General features: G+C 33.0%; 16 protein-coding genes and 1 pseudogene. 3 read left to right on the plus strand and 14 right to left on the minus strand.

Annotated elements, in window-relative coordinates:
• Both WAO56_RS01255 and WAO56_RS01260 read right to left on the minus strand, forming a co-directional pair.
• On the minus strand, positions 1–154 hold a 154-nt coding region (locus tag WAO56_RS01255; protein WP_422144012.1), incomplete at its 3' end, for a sigma factor-like helix-turn-helix DNA-binding protein.
• 85 nt (positions 155–239) lie between these two features.
• On the minus strand, positions 240–569 hold the full coding sequence (locus WAO56_RS01260; RefSeq protein WP_422144007.1) for an SPOR domain-containing protein: 330 nt from the start codon (positions 567–569) through the stop codon (positions 240–242).
• Between the two features lie 53 nt (positions 570–622).
• Here WAO56_RS01260 and thrS point away from each other — a divergent pair.
• Positions 623–2227 (plus strand): annotated as a pseudogene (gene thrS, locus WAO56_RS01265) (threonine--tRNA ligase); the annotation flags it as partial.
• A gap of 72 nt (positions 2228–2299) precedes the next feature.
• Here thrS and ftsH read toward each other — a convergent pair.
• Entirely contained in the window at positions 2300–3814 is a 1515-nt protein-coding gene (gene ftsH / locus WAO56_RS01270; protein WP_422144006.1) for an ATP-dependent zinc metalloprotease FtsH, read from the minus strand.
• 423 nt (positions 3815–4237) lie between these two features.
• Complete coding sequence (locus WAO56_RS01275; protein ID WP_422144005.1) at positions 4238–5305, minus strand: NAD(P)-dependent alcohol dehydrogenase; 1068 nt, start codon at positions 5303–5305, stop codon at positions 4238–4240.
• A gap of 321 nt (positions 5306–5626) precedes the next feature.
• On the opposite strand from WAO56_RS01275, the gene WAO56_RS01280 reads away from it, so the two are divergent.
• Positions 5627–5836, plus strand: a complete 210-nt coding sequence (locus WAO56_RS01280; RefSeq protein ID WP_422144004.1) for a hypothetical protein — start codon at positions 5627–5629, stop codon at positions 5834–5836.
• A 23-nt stretch (positions 5837–5859) separates the two neighbouring features.
• Complete coding sequence (locus WAO56_RS01285; RefSeq protein ID WP_422146201.1) at positions 5860–6375, plus strand: glycosyltransferase; 516 nt, start codon at positions 5860–5862, stop codon at positions 6373–6375.
• Here the strand turns inward: WAO56_RS01285 and WAO56_RS01290 are convergent.
• The 10 genes from WAO56_RS01290 to WAO56_RS01335 all read right to left on the minus strand — a co-directional run.
• Positions 6296–6673, minus strand: coding sequence for an N-acetylmuramoyl-L-alanine amidase (locus WAO56_RS01290; protein ID WP_422146199.1), 378 nt, complete (start codon positions 6671–6673; stop codon positions 6296–6298). The two genes, WAO56_RS01285 and WAO56_RS01290, sit on opposite strands and share 80 nt — an antisense overlap.
• Positions 6670–7074, minus strand: coding sequence for a phage holin family protein (locus tag WAO56_RS01295; protein ID WP_422144003.1), 405 nt, complete (start codon positions 7072–7074; stop codon positions 6670–6672). Before WAO56_RS01295 ends, WAO56_RS01290 begins: the two co-directional genes overlap by 4 nt.
• Positions 7075–7095: 21 nt before the next feature.
• Entirely contained in the window at positions 7096–8694 is a 1599-nt protein-coding gene (locus tag WAO56_RS01300) for a hypothetical protein (RefSeq protein ID WP_422144002.1), read from the minus strand.
• 6 nt (positions 8695–8700) lie between these two features.
• A complete protein-coding gene (locus tag WAO56_RS01305) occupies positions 8701–10332 on the minus strand; it encodes a phage tail spike protein (RefSeq protein WP_422144009.1) in 1632 nt (543 codons plus the stop codon).
• Positions 10323–11036, minus strand: coding sequence for a distal tail protein Dit (locus WAO56_RS01310; RefSeq protein ID WP_422144001.1), 714 nt, complete (start codon positions 11034–11036; stop codon positions 10323–10325). Before WAO56_RS01310 ends, WAO56_RS01305 begins: the two co-directional genes overlap by 10 nt.
• Entirely contained in the window at positions 11036–13738 is a 2703-nt protein-coding gene (locus WAO56_RS01315) for a phage tail tape measure protein (protein ID WP_422144000.1), read from the minus strand. Before WAO56_RS01315 ends, WAO56_RS01310 begins: the two co-directional genes overlap by 1 nt.
• Positions 13739–13948: 210 nt before the next feature.
• Positions 13949–14248, minus strand: a complete 300-nt coding sequence (gene gpG / locus WAO56_RS01320) for a phage tail assembly chaperone G (RefSeq protein ID WP_422143999.1) — start codon at positions 14246–14248, stop codon at positions 13949–13951.
• Positions 14249–14260: 12 nt separating this feature from the next.
• Positions 14261–15064: a major tail protein gene (locus tag WAO56_RS01325; RefSeq protein ID WP_422143998.1), complete on the minus strand. Its 804-nt coding sequence runs from the start codon at positions 15062–15064 to the stop codon at positions 14261–14263.
• A complete protein-coding gene (locus tag WAO56_RS01330) occupies positions 15061–15387 on the minus strand; it encodes a hypothetical protein (protein ID WP_422143997.1) in 327 nt (108 codons plus the stop codon). The genes WAO56_RS01325 and WAO56_RS01330 overlap by 4 nt, the downstream gene beginning before the upstream one ends.
• The coding region (locus tag WAO56_RS01335; protein ID WP_422146200.1) for an HK97-gp10 family putative phage morphogenesis protein at positions 15384–15679 on the minus strand (296 nt) is incomplete at its 5' end. The genes WAO56_RS01335 and WAO56_RS01330, both read right to left, overlap by 4 nt.

Genomic DNA, 15679 nt, shown 5'->3' on the forward strand with positions numbered 1-15679 from the left:
TTTTATTCCCTTTTCCAACGTAACCGCCTAGATTGTTTCTTCTACAAAAAGACTTAATTGTATTTATTGAGATGCCAAGAGCATCAGCAATTTTTGAATAACTGAGTCCTAGTTGTCTAAATTCTATAATCTTTTCTTTTTGTAATTCATTCATGGATTTACCTCCCTCTGAGAGGCAATAGAAAAACCCCTCACTATCTAAAGGACAGTGAGGGGGAAAATCCGTAGTAAAAATTTAATTATTCAGTTTTTATAAAGGCATCAGTAAAACCTGCAGCCTTAACCTTTTTTAGCATAGCATCTGCATTAGCTTTAACAGCAAATGCTCCTACTTGAACTCTATATAGTTTAGTAGGGGAGGATGATGGGGGAGATGCAGGTGTCTTTTTTGAATCATTTTTGCAACATAGTGTTGCCTTAACATCTGCCCTAAAAGTATCCATACTTTTACCGTGCTTTGGAAACCAATTTCTAGGGTCGCTGTGGTTACTGGCTATTCCTTTTTGATGTCCTTCATAGTGTCCAATGATATCTTTTTCAGTAAGATTATAGAGCTTGCAAAGATACACACATAGTTCGACAGCTTCTTTATAAACCTTATTAAAATAGGTAACATCAGTATGGGTTTTACTATGATTTTGATACAGAGCATAGATTTACACCTGATGATTTAGAAAAGATTGAAGATGAAATGGTTAAGATAGCTAAAGAAAGTCATGTTTTAGAAAGATTTGTTATGTCAAGAGATGAGGCTTTAGAATTCTTTAAAGAAAAAAGTGAAGAATATAAAGTTGATTTAATTGAAAATCTTCCTGAGGATGAAGAAATATCTTTTTATAAATTGGGAGAATTTATTGATTTATGTGCAGGACCCCATTTATATGATACTAAAAAGGTTAAAGCAATCAAACTATTAAGTATCGCTGGAGCCTATTGGCGTGGTGATGAAAACAACAAAATGCTTCAAAGAATATATGGAACAACTTATGAAAAACAAAAAGATTTAAAGGCGTATGTGAATAGATTAGAAGAAGCCAAAAAAAGAGATCATAGGAAATTGGGGAAAGAGCTAGAGCTATTTACTATACATGAGGAAGGCCCAGGTTTCCCATTCTTTCACCCAAATGGCATGATAGTTAGAAATGAATTAGAAGATTTTTGGAAAAAAGAACACGTTAAAAGAGGTTATGGAGAATTAAAAACGCCTATGATTCTAAGCGAGGAATTATGGCATAGATCTGGTCACTGGGACCATTATAAGGAAAATATGTATCTCACAGAAATAGATGAAAAAGATTATGCTATAAAGCCTATGAATTGTCCTGGATCTATATTGATTTATAAGTCTAAAATGCATAGTTATAGAGACTTGCCACTTAGATGGGGAGAGCTAGGCCTGGTGCATAGGCATGAGCTTTCAGGTGCATTACATGGATTGATGAGGGTTAGAAGTTTTACTCAAGATGATGCACATGTATATGCCCTACCATCCCAAGTTAAATCTGAGATTATGGAGATAATAGATTTAGCAGACTATATATATGATATATTTGGATTCAAGTACAATGTAGAATTGTCCACAAAACCAGAAAATTCTATGGGAACAGATGAACAGTGGGAAATAGCTACAAATGGTTTGAGAGAGGCCTTAGAAGAAAAAGGAATAGAATATATAGTAAATGAAGGCGATGGAGCATTTTATGGACCAAAAATTGACTATCATCTAGAGGATGCTATAGGAAGAACATGGCAGTGTGGTACTATACAATTAGATTTTCAAATGCCAGAGAGATTTGATTTAAGCTATATTGACAAAGACAACGAAAAGAAACGTCCAGTTATGATTCATAGAACAATATTAGGTAGTATTGAGAGGTTTATGGGCATATTAATAGAACATTATGCAGGAAAGTTTCCAGCATGGCTTGCACCAATACAGGCTACAATTTTACCTATATCTGATAAATTCAATGATTATGGCTATAAAATTAAAGAACAAATGGAAAAGAAAGGTATCAGAGTTAACATAGACGACAGGGCTGAAAAAGTTGGATACAAGATTAGGGAAGCAAGGCTCAAGAGAATTCCTTATATGTTGATAGTAGGGGAAAAAGAGGTAGAAGAAAAATCAGTGTCTGTGAACAAAAGAGATAAGGGGGATATTGGAGAGTTTAAATTAGATGAATTCGAAGAAATCCTATTAGAAGAGATAGAAAACAAAAAATAAATCAAATAGCATTACTTGGAATATAAAAAATGGGTGATTTTAAAATCGCCCATTTTTTATTAAAAACTATATTTATGTTGCATAATCCATAGGTTTTTCATATGTTTTAAATATTTGATCTAGTTTCTCACTGTCAATAGTTTCTTCTTCCATCAAAGTCTCGGATATATGATTGAGTATAGCTTTATTTTCTTTTAATAATTTTGTAGCATTATTATAAGCTTTATCCAATATGTTTTTTATTTCAACTCTTAGTACCTCATAATTATGCTTTATATGATTTTCATCTACTGCCATATAACCCAAAGGGCTCATTCCATAACTGCAAACCATTTCTCTTGCAAGATTAGTGGCCTTATTTAAATCATCTTTAGCACCTGTGGTTACTTCATTGAAAATCAACTCTTCTGCTGCACGACCTGCAAGTAAAGCTGCTATTTTATTCATTAATTCCTGCTTAGTTAAAAGATATCTGTCCTCTTCTGGGAACTTTAATACATAGCCTAAAGCTTTACCCCTAGGTACTATAGATATCTTTTGAATCATATCTATTTTAAGTATCTTAGAAACTAAAGCATGACCAGCCTCATGTATTGAAACGGTTTTTTTCTCTTTTAATAAAACAGTTGAATTTTTAATTTCTAGTCCCGCTAGTACTCTTTCTACTGCAGCATTGAAATTATCTAGGTTTATTTTATTTTTCTTATTTCTTACTGCTATAATAGCTGCCTCGTTAGCAATATTTGCTAGATCGGCACCAGATAGGCCATGAGTTTTTCTAGCTATATCCAATATATCTACAGAATTATCTAAGGGCTTATTTTTAGTATGGACTTCTAGTATTTTTTCTCGAGCCTTCATATTTGGATTTCCTATATATATATGCCTGTCAAACCTACCAGGTCTTAACAAGGCCTCATCTAATAAATCTAATCTATTGGTTGCTCCAATAACTATAACTGTTTCATCAGTATTAAAGCCATCCATTTCAACCAATAATTGATTTAAGGTTTGATCTTTTTCATTATTGGATTCCAAATTTCTTTTTGTACCTATTGCATCAATTTCATCTATAAAAATAATGCTTGGGGCTTCTTTTTTTGCTTTTTCGAACAAAGTTCTTACTCTTTTAGCCCCTATACCCACATATTTTTCCACGAATTCTGAACCGCTAGAATATAAGAATGTGGAATTTGTTTCACCTGCAACTGCTTTTGCGAGCAAGGTTTTACCAGTACCGGGAGGACCATAGAACAAAACCCCTTTTGGTATTTTTGCTCCCATTTTCCTATATTTATTAGGGTTGTTTATAAAATCTATTGTTTCTTGTAATTCTTCTTTTATTTCTTCTAATCCAGCCACATCATTAAAAGATACATTGGACCTATTCTTATCATCTTCAGACATAGCTTCACTAGATATAACTGAGGGTGCTAGTTGAGGTCTGGTTTTGGATCGAATAAAATAAACCAAAAAAACTATGCTTATAATCCAAAAGCCGTATCGATATCCTTTTATTTTATTTAAACCTAGTAAGGGATAATGCTTATTAAACAAAATCACCGTAGTTATAATTGATGCTAACATTAAAAACAAATATCCAATTTTTTTCTTTTCACCATATCACACCTTATCCTATATTTCTAAAATATAGTTTATCCATTTGCTTTTTTGTAATGCATAGGAAAATCAAGAAAAATATAATTATATTTTTTTAAAATTGAATATAATGATTAGGGTGTCAAAAGTCTATAATTATATAATGGATAGAATAACTCCATTTCTATAGGGTTAAAATCCTATTCCAAGCAAAAATATGGTTTGTGTTAGATTTCCAAGGTACAAATATCAATATTTATTATTAAAGCGTGTTTTTTGACACGTATATCATATAATTGATATATATCAATAGGGTTACAATTGGATTACAATTACCTAACAACTGTGATTAAGCACAAAAAAAGACGGTTATGAATAACCGTCTTTTTTTAAAACTATTTAATTATATAATTAGTCGTCATAGGAAAAAGTAACAACTGGCTTAATAAGTTCTTTTGGTTTTTGGTTCATAAGTTCTAGTGCTTCTGGAAGACTTTCAAGGCCTTCAAATTTATGTGTAAGCATACCAGAAACATCAAGCCTGCCATTGCTTAAAATATTGGCAAGTCTTTCTGTACGCATACGTCCTGCTGGCATAAGTCCACCAGTTATTCTAACATGACCCATTCCAACACCCCAAGCTTCCCTTGGAACCTTAACGTATTCTCCACTACCAAGGTAGTTAACATTGGAGATAATACCGCCTGGTATTATACAATCTATTACATTGGAGATTGTATCTACATCTCCACCTGCTATGATAATTTTATCTACACCCTTATTATCTGTAAGCTTCATTACTTGCTCAGCAATTGGGCCATCCTTATAGTTAATAATATCTGTTGCCCCATATTCCTTAGCAAGGGCTACACAATTAGGCCTTGTCCCAACTCCAAATATTCTTCCAGCTCCTCGAAGGGCTGAACCAGCAACTGCCATAAGCCCAACTGGACCTATACCTACAACTAACACATCTTCACCATAAGTAACTTCTGCAAGTTCTACACCATGGAATCCTGTAGGAATCATATCGGAAATCATGGTAGCTTCTGCTGGATCCATTCCTTCAGGTAAAAGTGCTAGGTTTGCATCAGCTTCGTTTACATGAAATAATTCAGCAAATACACCATCTTTGAAATTAGAAAATTTCCAACCACCAAGTGTGCCTCCAGAATGTTGGGCAAATCCACGCTGTGCTTCTAGGGAACCCCAGTCCGGAGTAATAGCAGGAATGATAACCTTGTCCCCAACCTTGAAGTCCTTTACTAGTTCTCCAACTTCCATAATTTCACCAACAGCTTCATGGCCTAGAATCATGTCTGTTCTTTCACCAACTGCACCTTCGTAAACAGTATGAATATCTGATGTACATGCAGCCACTGCCAATGGACGACATATAGCATCAAGTGGTCCACATGCTGGTGCTTCCTTTTCTACCCAGCCAACTTCGCCAATCTTCTTCATTGCAAATCCTCTCATTAGTAAACCTCCTAGTATTGTATATTTCTTAACAACTACAATGATAGCGTAAAAAGGGAGTTTTGTCAATAGTTTTTGAGATGTTTTTTATAAATATTTTATATGTAATTTATTTTATATGATTATTAAATATGTAGAATTAATGGCTATTTAATAATATAAAAAGGGTTTATGTGTTTTACTTAGAAGAACTACAGTGGGTAAATTAAACTAATATATGCAACAATTTTTTTAAAATAAACTACAAAATAAAAAGGAGATTTTAAAAAAAGATAGCTTTGATAAAAATTTCACCAACATTTCTATTGGCTGGCCTATGCCATGGCAGAAATATTTATGTCTACAGGTGTAGCTGCTGCCATTATTAATATAGCATTGGGCTTTGGCCTTACTGTAAAAACAGCAGCTGTTACAGCTTTAATTGTAATTGCAGTTGCAATATATGGATTGCCAACTTTGGTCTGCTTAGGTTTTGGAATTATATCTGCAAATGGTATATTATCCTTATATATCCATCATTATATGGTATAATACCTAATATAGTAGATTTAGATATATTTAAATTAAAAAGCAAAGTAAAATCTAAAAACTTTAATTTTGTTTCAACAGGTAATTTAATCGATACAAAAAGAATGGATTTAACAATCAAAGCATTTTATAAAGCTTTTAAAGGCAATACCAAAATAACATTAACAATATTTGGACAAGGGCCTAATCATAAGTCATTAGAAGAATTGATAAATCAATATAAACTAAGTGACCAAGTTAAATTAATGGGTCTATGTTCTAGGAAGAAAATTGCAGAACAATTATCAAAAAGTAATTGTTTTGTATTAGTTTCTCAGTCAGAAACATTTGGTGTAGCCTACATTGAAGCTTTAGCTATGGGTGTACCAGTTATAGCAACTAAATGTGGTGGTCCTGAAGGATTTGTTAATAAAGATAATGGTATAATGATAGATGTTGATAATGAAGAACAGTTAATAGAAGCTATGCATTATATGTATAAAAATATTGAAAAATATGATGATTATCTTCACAGATTTCAAAACCTATATGCGTATTGTTAGCATCACCACCTGCATGCCATCCTCTATGATCCCAAGGCAGGGTTTGATATGTGGCAATAGACCCATCCTTAAGCTTGCCAATAAAAGCATGAACGCAGACTTGCCTGCCATCTGGTCTATCTTGATTCCAGTGATTATTATATTGATTCTTACCAAGGAGTCCATCATCTGGACCCACATACCTTCTAAGATTAGGATTGTTTGCACCAGTTGAGTGGACCATGATACCTTTTGGAACTATGGTTTTCCCAGCTTTATAGCATTCATTATTTACCAGTATTAGTTTCTTTAAATTCATTCTTTATCACCATCCTTCAATTGAATTAGTATATCTTTCAATTTTTCAGGTATAGGTAGTCCAATATTTGCTGAGTTTTCTAAGATACTTATTCCTTCATTTGATATATAAAAAAAGATTACTGCAGTTCTAATTGTTGCACCATTTTTAATCAAATGTGCATCTATGGTTTGTCCAATTGCAACCATAAGGAATATCATAACTTTTTTGAATATACCTTTAAAGCCGATTTCACTAGATAGTTCTTTCCGAATAATTGCAAGCATTATGCCAGTCAAATAATCAATAACTACAAAGGCTACAAGAGCATATAAAAAGCTATCGTGTCCACCTAGTAGATAGCCTAGATATCCTCCGATAGCTGTAAAAACTGCTTTTATTATATTAAATATATCTTTCACTTAAAATCTCCTCCTCTTTAATTATGGCTGAAATGGATCAACCTTTTGAATATTAAAATCATATTGTATCTTCATAGTATTTGTAGGTGTTTTGGTGACTGGACTAGGAAGTAAAGTCATAGCAGCAATAGGTTCCCATAGTATCCATGAATATTGCCACTTATTTATTGAGCTTGCACCTGGAATAGAATATCTTTTTATAGCACTTCCGTTTGTATCTTCTAGTACATCATCTCTGCCAAATGAATAATTCCTATAAGAAGTATCAATTATATTAAAACTATTATCTGTTATAAAAGTATAATCACCGTTACATACAAACCAAGTATCTGCATTTCTCATTTGTAGTTTTAAATTATATCCATTTAGTAAACTTGCATTATTTGAAAGTGGCCCAGCTGGTGTTGTTGCCTCATTTAAATTAAACAATGCAACTCTTGTTAGATTTTCATCCGGATTGCATACTAAAATAAATGTCTTGTTAACACTTCCATTATTATATCTAACTGGAATATATAATTTTCCATTTTTACAACCCATAAGTGAGCTGCTCATATTACTTCTTATATTGCTATACCATGATGATGGTATCTCAGGTATTTTCTCTCCTATAAGATTATAGTAATAATCAGATAAGTTTATCTCGATTTTTCTATTATCATCAAGATTTAGCCTGTGAAGCTTATTACTTACATTATAATAAAACATATATACATAGTTATTTTCATTTGCCATTAAATAATCTGCTGGCCTATAGCTAGTTGAACTGAGTTCCATAGTTGTATATAAATCAATCTCTTCATATTCCTCTGTATCTAAATTAATAACTGCCATACAGACCTTTCCAGTATTGTAATTAGGGGATATAGCGTATAATTTATTGTTATATTTAAAAGTTCTAAACCTGTGAGTAATACTACTTGAGTAATACCCTGGTGTATAGCTAGTTGCTACTGGAAGATCTACAACTTTGGATTTATAACTATCTAACTTGAAATTCCTTGATACTTCTTTTAACCCATATAATATCTCTTGAGTTGATCTATCATAAATCATTTCTGCCCACCATAGCTTTTGAAATGTTCCATTAGCTACACTAGTTGGAAAATCAAAGACAAAGTGTAAATTGCTTTCTGTAAATATAGATTCATTTAAATTTATTGTTCCTTTAGATATACTTGTCCCAGCATAGGGTCTTGATTTATCTGCCCAACCGATTATATTTCCTTTAATTGCTCTTTCAAATCCAGACTCAGGTGTTGTATCATCTGTTAGGAAAAAGTGCCTAAATGGGGCTGTAAAATATGAATAACTACCACCACTTTCATAGTACCTGTCATCCTTATATGATGTTGTGCTTCCTGTCTCTGAGTCATTATATTCATACTGTCTACCCCATGGATTGCCTCTAATTCTGTGGCAAAAGTAATCCATAAAGGCCATTCTTGCAATAGAGTCTGTAATCCTATTTTCAGTTTTTATCTCTCTTTCGATATTTCCTTCTTCATCAAATAACTGTATTGTTATTACACCTTTAATATCTACATCAGGTTTCATTTTTACATGTTCAGTAATTGATCCATCTATAAAACTTTTATCATAACCTTTAATTTCTCTCATTTTAAACTAATCACCTACCTCGTCTAATATAATACTTACAGATTCTACAATTTTGTCTTCACTAATATTCTTGTATAAAACTTCCTCTAAGACTAATGGAGTTATTGGTATCATCTTATCTATCCTATAATTAAAGCTTATCTTTCCCTGGCTTAAGTCTAAATACTTTACAATATCTTTTACCTCTGCATGAGGTACATCTGAACTTAAACCACCAGTTAGATTTCTACCGTCAATTGCTAGTTGTAATCCATTTGGCATTATTGTAGCCCCACCACTATCTACACTTAGTTTTACACTTAAATAATGTCCACCTTCTTTTAATGCTACAAGTGCCATTGGGATGGATATAAGATTATCTCCTACCTGAAGTTTTTGTTTTAGACTAGTAGGTATTTCACTATTATCTAAACTATATTTTATACTCAAGGTAGCAACTGATGAGGCATTTATACTTAAAATTAAATAAGACATAAGGTTTGTATTCCTAGTAATACCTATGGGCATATATATAACTTCTCTTTCATTAGTAGCAACTGTGATTGTACTTGGGTTTGTAAAATAAAGCATAGAACTCATGGCCTGAGAAATACTGCTTGCCATTGATAAGTTGTTCCTTGATACCTCAGCTATATATTGGTCTAAGGTGCTTAGTGGTTGACCAAGTTCTACCCTGGTATTTTTAGCACTTAGAACATCCCTTTCAATACCAATTACCTTTACCTTTATATCTATTCCAAGTATCTTATGGCTAACCGTTACTATATCTCCTACTAAAACCTCTTCTAATTTTTTATACCTTTTGTATTCTTCAGTACTTGCCAGTTGAATAAAATCTATTTTATAGTTCACATCAGGTATTGCATTAGCAAGAAGATACTTTTCTCCCTCAATCCTGAGCATACCTTCACTAGTTGCATCTTTGAAATCTACCTTCTTTATTAATGCAAAATTTGGATATTCCGAATCCTCCCATATTGGATTTAATAAATACTTTTCAGATAAGGTTATTCCATTGGCTCCTACAGGGTATATCCATGTGGCTACATTATCACTATTTAATTTCTCACTAATACCAATTATATTTTTTCCATATTTAATCCTAATTCCATTATCTTTTCCCTTGTCTTTATCTATTCTAATGTTAAAATTGTCCCTTACTAATTCGCCCTTCCATTCATTTACTATTAAAAAGATAGCCTCTACAATATTCTTTTTAACAATGTATTGGGTCTTTTTCTCTAAAATATCACTATCAAATGTATAACTGCTTTTCACCCCTAATTCTTCTTTTATTATTTCTAAAGCTTCTTTACAGGTCTTATTTTCTGCTCTCCTATCTTCAATAATAAAATTGTATAAATCATAAAATATATGTCTAGCATTTGCTGTAATAGATCTATTCTTGCTATCTTTATCTGTGTGATAAATCCTAAATATTTGTCCTTCTACTTTAATAATATTAAATGGTTTTATATGTTTTGATTTATTGGAGCTTAGAGGATATGAAAGTTCTAATTCATATTCCCCATTTATTTTTTCAACAATCTTACATACTAAAGATTCATTTAAAACTGCTAAACCATTTCTATTAAAGTCAGTTTCTTTTTTATCATAAATTAGAATTATTATAACCACCGCCAATTTGGAGTGATTTCAATTTTTGATATTCCTCCACTAAAGCTAATTAAATTATCACCAACATCTAATTTAGGAAACTCACCAGAGATATTATTACTTGCATTACTTATTTCTCCTTCCCTGTAAGAAAAAGCTTCTTCCAGTTCACTGTCTATAATTAGTGTACCAGTGAAATCTATTATTTCTATTTTGTTTTCATTTATTTTAAATTCTCCATCTTCATTACAAGTCACTCTAATTATTGGTTTACTATAAATGCTTCCTGGGTTAATAATAGAAGTCCCAGACTGATTAAGGATAATATTGTTATTAATACTTGCATATTTAAAGGGTCTGCAATTAAAAACAATAATAAACTCAGAGAATTTCTTAGCAATTTGTGAAAAATCAATACTATTAACTACCTGTGCCTTATACTTTTTATTATCATTAAAGCTAAATATTAGATTGCCTTCTCCAGCTGATAGTAACCAGGCCTTTATTTCATCTATCTTATCTAGTAGATTTTCATCCTTAACTTTACATTCCACTCCAATAGTAATATTCTCGTAGGTTCTTTCATCATAGGTTAAACTTGAATCCCTTCCTGGTATATCAATATAGGATACTCTTCTTTTGGGTGATGGAAGGTTTGGTCTTTTGGATATAATTATCCCAAAATTTTTATAACTGTTTTTCTCTGCAAAGTTAAAGCTAATCATTAAGCACCACCTCTCCCCATAGCAACCCTTTGTCTATAGAATTCTAGTTCATATGCAAGCTGTTCTATATCCTTACCTGTACTATTATTAAAGTTTTCAATTTGAATTGTGAGACTAGTATTATTCGAACTTGAATTTCCTTTATTTTTACTTATCATATCCATTGATTTTTCATTAGAAAAGACTTTTGACCCCCTTGGGAGTTCTATAAGTTCTGGCCCTTTTTCCCCAACCCAAGTAAGGCCACCTCTCCAATAATCTGTACCTTGGGCATTTTTACCTATATTTTTTATCTTGTTTCCTACAGTCTCAAACACTTCTCTTACCCTTGTAGTAAAGGTAGCCTCTTTGTTTTCTACTCTTTGATTATTCCAGTCTCTAATTTTATCAAGTCCACTTTGAATTCCATCTTTTATCTTATTAAAAGCATCTTTAACTTTTCCTGCCATAGCTGAAAACTTACCACCTGTTATTTTGTCCATAGCATTTAGCCCAGTTTCCCAGGCAAACTTATAGCCATCCATATAAGTTCCAAGGATACCCTTAATTCCTCCGCCATGCTCATCAATTTTTCCTTTAATAAAGCCCCAAGCAGTGGAAGTGTTATTCTTTAAAATCTCCCAAGTATCAGAAGTCTTAGATTTTATATTGTCCCATTTCTCAGACACATTTGATTTAATATTATTTAAAGTCTCTGAAGTATTAGACTTAATATTGGACCACCTATCTGAGATGGTAGCTTTTACATTATTCCAGGCTTCAGATGTATTAGTTTTAATAGCATCCCAGCTTTCAGAAGTATTGGTCTTAACACTATTCCAACCTTCTGAAACTCCAGTTTTAATATTTGAAAGACTTTCACTGGTGTTAGTTTTAATGATATCCCATTTTTCACTGACACTAGACTTAACATTCTCCCAGGCCTCAGATGTATTTTCTTTGATATTGTTCCACTTTTCAGAGATGGAGTCTTTTAACTCTCCAGCTTTTTCTTTTATGGTATCCCAGTTCTTATAAAGGGTTACCCCAATGACAATAATTGCTCCTATAGCTGCTATAGCAATTCCAATAGGTCCAGTCAAAAGTGCCATGGCACCACCAGCTCCCGCAACAGCTGTTGATATAGTAGAAAAGGCAGTAATAGCACTACCGACTACAGTAATTATCTTTCCAAAGATTAAAAGGGCAGGTCCTATGGCAGCTACAAGTAGTCCAATTTTAACTATAGTTTCTTGTTGAGCAGGGGAGAGGCTATTAAGTTTGTCAACGAATCCTTGAATAGATTCTATAATAGCTCCGATTGATGGTTTCAACACATCATATATTTTAAGTCCTAATTCCTCTAAAGCAGATTTAAGTTCAGTTATTGATCCCTTGTTATTATCTTGCATAGTTTTTGCTACATCTTCTAAGGCTCCATCTGCGCCAGATATACTTTCTTTTAGGCCATCATAACTATCATCTAGTCCATTTATAAGGGCATTTAAATCCTTAACATGTTCCTTTCCACCAATCATGGCAAGATAGGTGTTTCTTTGCTCTTCGGTCATTCCTGCTAACTTATCCTTTAAATCAAATAAGACATTTTCTAAACCTTTAAAATTCCCTTCACTATCAAAGGCAGTAAAGCCTAATTCATCTAAGGCTGTTTTTGCTCTGCCTGTTGGTGCAGTTAAATTTGTCATTACTGCATTAAGGGCAGTCCCAGCTTCAGAACCTTTAATACCAGCATTTGCAAGAAAGCCTAAAGCTAGGGCGGACTCTTCAAGTGGAATATTTAATCCTCTTAAAGTACCCCCAACCTTTAAATATGCCTCAGCCATTTGGTCTATATCTGTATTACTAGACCTTGCTGTTTGAGACACAATATCTAAATATCCAGGAAGTTCCTGTGTAGTAAGTCCCATAGCAGACATGGAATCTGTAACTAAAGAACTCGCTTTTGCTAAATCAATATTTCCTGCTTCGGATAGACGAAGTACAGGCATTAATGCATCCATTGAAGTAGTTGTATCCCATCCAGCAAGAGCCATATATCCAAGAGCATCAGCTGCATCTTTTGCAGATTTTGATGTTGTAGCCCCTGCATCCCTTGCAGCTTTTTCAAGTAGTACCATTTCTTCATTTGTAGCTCCTGACATGGCCTTTACCTTACTCATGGATTGTTCAAAGTCCATACCTATCTTTATAGCAGCAGTTCCAATTCCTGCAATTGGCAAGGTTACAGTCTTAGTTAAGTCTTTACCTACATTTTGCATTCCTTTACCAATATCCTGCATTTTATTTCCTATAGGTTCCAATGTTTGACCTAACTTATACCAAGTAGAAGATTGAATTTCTATTTCTTTGTTAACCTTCTTTAAATCACTTTCCATTTCACTTAGTTTAGCTTTGGCGTTATTAAGCTTAATTTCTAAATCTTGAGTTGCCTTTGCATCTTGCCCTTTAGACTCTACTGATTTTTTATGGGCTGCCTCTAAGGCTTCAACTCTTTGTTTTTGTATGTCTGTTTGCTTAGTTAAACTATTTGATTTTAATTTTAACCCATCAAGACCTTTTCCATGGTCTCCAAGGGCAGCAGTAGATGCTTTGAATTGTGAATCCAAAACTCTCATTTCACGGTTTAAACTTGCTATGCCATTTTGAAAACCACTACTATCTAAACCTATTTTTACATTTAAACTTCCTATTTCCCTTGCCAATTTATCACCTCCAGGCATAAAAAATACACCTAATATTTAGGTGCTATAAAATGTCATCAATATAGTTTTTATTGTTTTCTGCTTTCTTACCTAATAGCTTTAGATAGTAGATTATGTCCATAATATCTATATCATTAAGGGTCCAGTTACTTTCAAGTAAACTCAGGTAAATACTGTCTATAAATTCTTCTGGATCAACAGCATTACCTTCTAGTCGTTTTTTTCATCTACACCAGTAGCAATAGCTACTTCACCTACAATTTCATTGATACATTTTGTAATGGTAGGTATTAATTCTTTAGAAGCTATACCATCATATACATCATCACGGGTAAACTTGCTTTTGAATATTTCTACAATAAAATCAACCATAGTGTCTAATTCTTCTGGACTCATATCATTAAAGTTTACTTGTTTTGATATTTCAAGGGTTCTCCTTAGCAATCTTGCAGATATAAAGTTAGACACAAATGTTTTTTCTTTATCATCTATTAAAAGTTTAATCTCCATAAAAATCTCCTTTTACTCAAGTATTTTTGCACCCTGGAAGGTAAGAAGGGCAAGGGATAAATTTACCTTAGCCTTATCAACATCTCTTTGAGTAGCCTTATTATTATTTGATATTACCTGTGCATCATCTATAGCATTACTAAAGATTAGATAGTCGGTTTCTGGATATTCTCCAATTCCAGTTCCAATAGTTGCTGTTTGCAACACCCCTTGTGCAATTCCTATTGCTGATAAAAGTTCTGATTTGTCAGCAGGGGAGAGGGGAGGGCTATCAATTGGAACCTCACTAAACCATGAATCTGCTCCTGTAAAGTCTAAACTATCTTCATCTGCAGTTCTTTTCCAATCCCCATCATAAGTTCTTGGCATAAAGGTGAATCTAATAACAGGAGTTTTATGCTCTACATTATCTTTCTTTGTAGTAAAGTCTTCACCCATAGGTTGTGCCACACCTTTAAGCAGCCAAATATATCTATATTTTCCACCCTTTCTTAGAGACTTAAAACCTAGAGCAAGATAGGGAGGGATGTCATCCTTATTCTCAACTAAAATACCATTTTCATATTTATTTCCAAGAACCCTAGCCCTAGTTGGAAGTGGCAAATCAGCTGTTTCTATTTCAACTTCAATTTTACCAAGGGCAGAAATAGACTCCCATAACTGGTCATCTGCATATAATTCTTGAGTATTAACATTAGGATTAATTTTGGCATTAATAGCTCCTGGAATTTCTTCAACATCATAGTAGAAAATTTCAGATTTAGTATCTCTTTCAAGTATTGCAAAGTGTATATCTTTTAATCCATATTGACTCATTTTTCAACCTCCTTTAAAAATCTCATTACTTTATGATAGACTTTAGTGTCTTTTTCGTATAAATCAAAATATCTTAGTTTAATAAAATTAGCTGCCAGCATATTTTCCTCGACTTCTCTTGCCAAACTAGTATAGTCTGTTTTAGACCATATATCTATTTGAATAAAATATCCTGTAATAATCTCCCTGTCATCAGAGTAGAGAGTAGGACTATCTAAATATGTGAAAAAGGTGATATAAGGATATTTTTCAGACTTTGATGTTTGAAAGGATACTGGGATAGCTATATTATCTAAGGTGGATTTAATTTCACTGTTTATCATAGGCCCAGTCCTTTTTTAATTTCATCTGCAATTTTACTTTCAGCACTATCTTTAGATTTATCATAGCCTCTGGACATAAAAGGATCTGCTGACATTTTGGAAGTACCAAATTCTAAGAAAGCCCCATAGTAGCCATCTTTACCAGGACCTATTTCAACTCTTTTTACCCCATCTTTTGTCTTAACATTAGACCTAGTGATACTAGCCTTTAGGGTTCCAGTTCGAACAGGTACTTCACTTAAAATTGCTTCTTTAACCACATCTCCAGCTTCTCTTAGGGCCTTGTTCTCAA

The sequence above is a fragment of the Miniphocaeibacter sp. genome (assembly GCF_049276255.1).
In the GTDB taxonomy this organism is placed as follows: domain Bacteria; phylum Bacillota; class Clostridia; order Tissierellales; family Peptoniphilaceae; genus Miniphocaeibacter.

Excerpts from the sequence above, each read along its gene's own strand:
- WAO56_RS01330 (WP_422143997.1), bottom strand. The coding sequence starts at position 15,387 with ATGATAAACAGTGAAATTAAATCCACCTTAGATAATATAGCTATCCCA.
- WAO56_RS01300 (WP_422144002.1), bottom strand. The coding sequence starts at position 8,694 with ATGAGAGAAATTAAAGGTTATGATAAAAGTTTTATAGATGGATCAATT.
- WAO56_RS01325 (WP_422143998.1), bottom strand. The coding sequence starts at position 15,064 with ATGAGTCAATATGGATTAAAAGATATACACTTTGCAATACTTGAAAGA.
- WAO56_RS01280 (WP_422144004.1), top strand. The coding sequence starts at position 5,627 with ATGGCAGAAATATTTATGTCTACAGGTGTAGCTGCTGCCATTATTAAT.
- WAO56_RS01275 (WP_422144005.1), bottom strand. The coding sequence starts at position 5,305 with ATGAGAGGATTTGCAATGAAGAAGATTGGCGAAGTTGGCTGGGTAGAA.
- gpG (WP_422143999.1), bottom strand. The coding sequence starts at position 14,248 with ATGGAGATTAAACTTTTAATAGATGATAAAGAAAAAACATTTGTGTCT.
- WAO56_RS01290 (WP_422146199.1), bottom strand. The coding sequence starts at position 6,673 with ATGAATTTAAAGAAACTAATACTGGTAAATAATGAATGCTATAAAGCT.
- WAO56_RS01310 (WP_422144001.1), bottom strand. The coding sequence starts at position 11,036 with ATGATTAGCTTTAACTTTGCAGAGAAAAACAGTTATAAAAATTTTGGG.
- ftsH (WP_422144006.1), bottom strand. The coding sequence starts at position 3,814 with ATGTTAGCATCAATTATAACTACGGTGATTTTGTTTAATAAGCATTAT.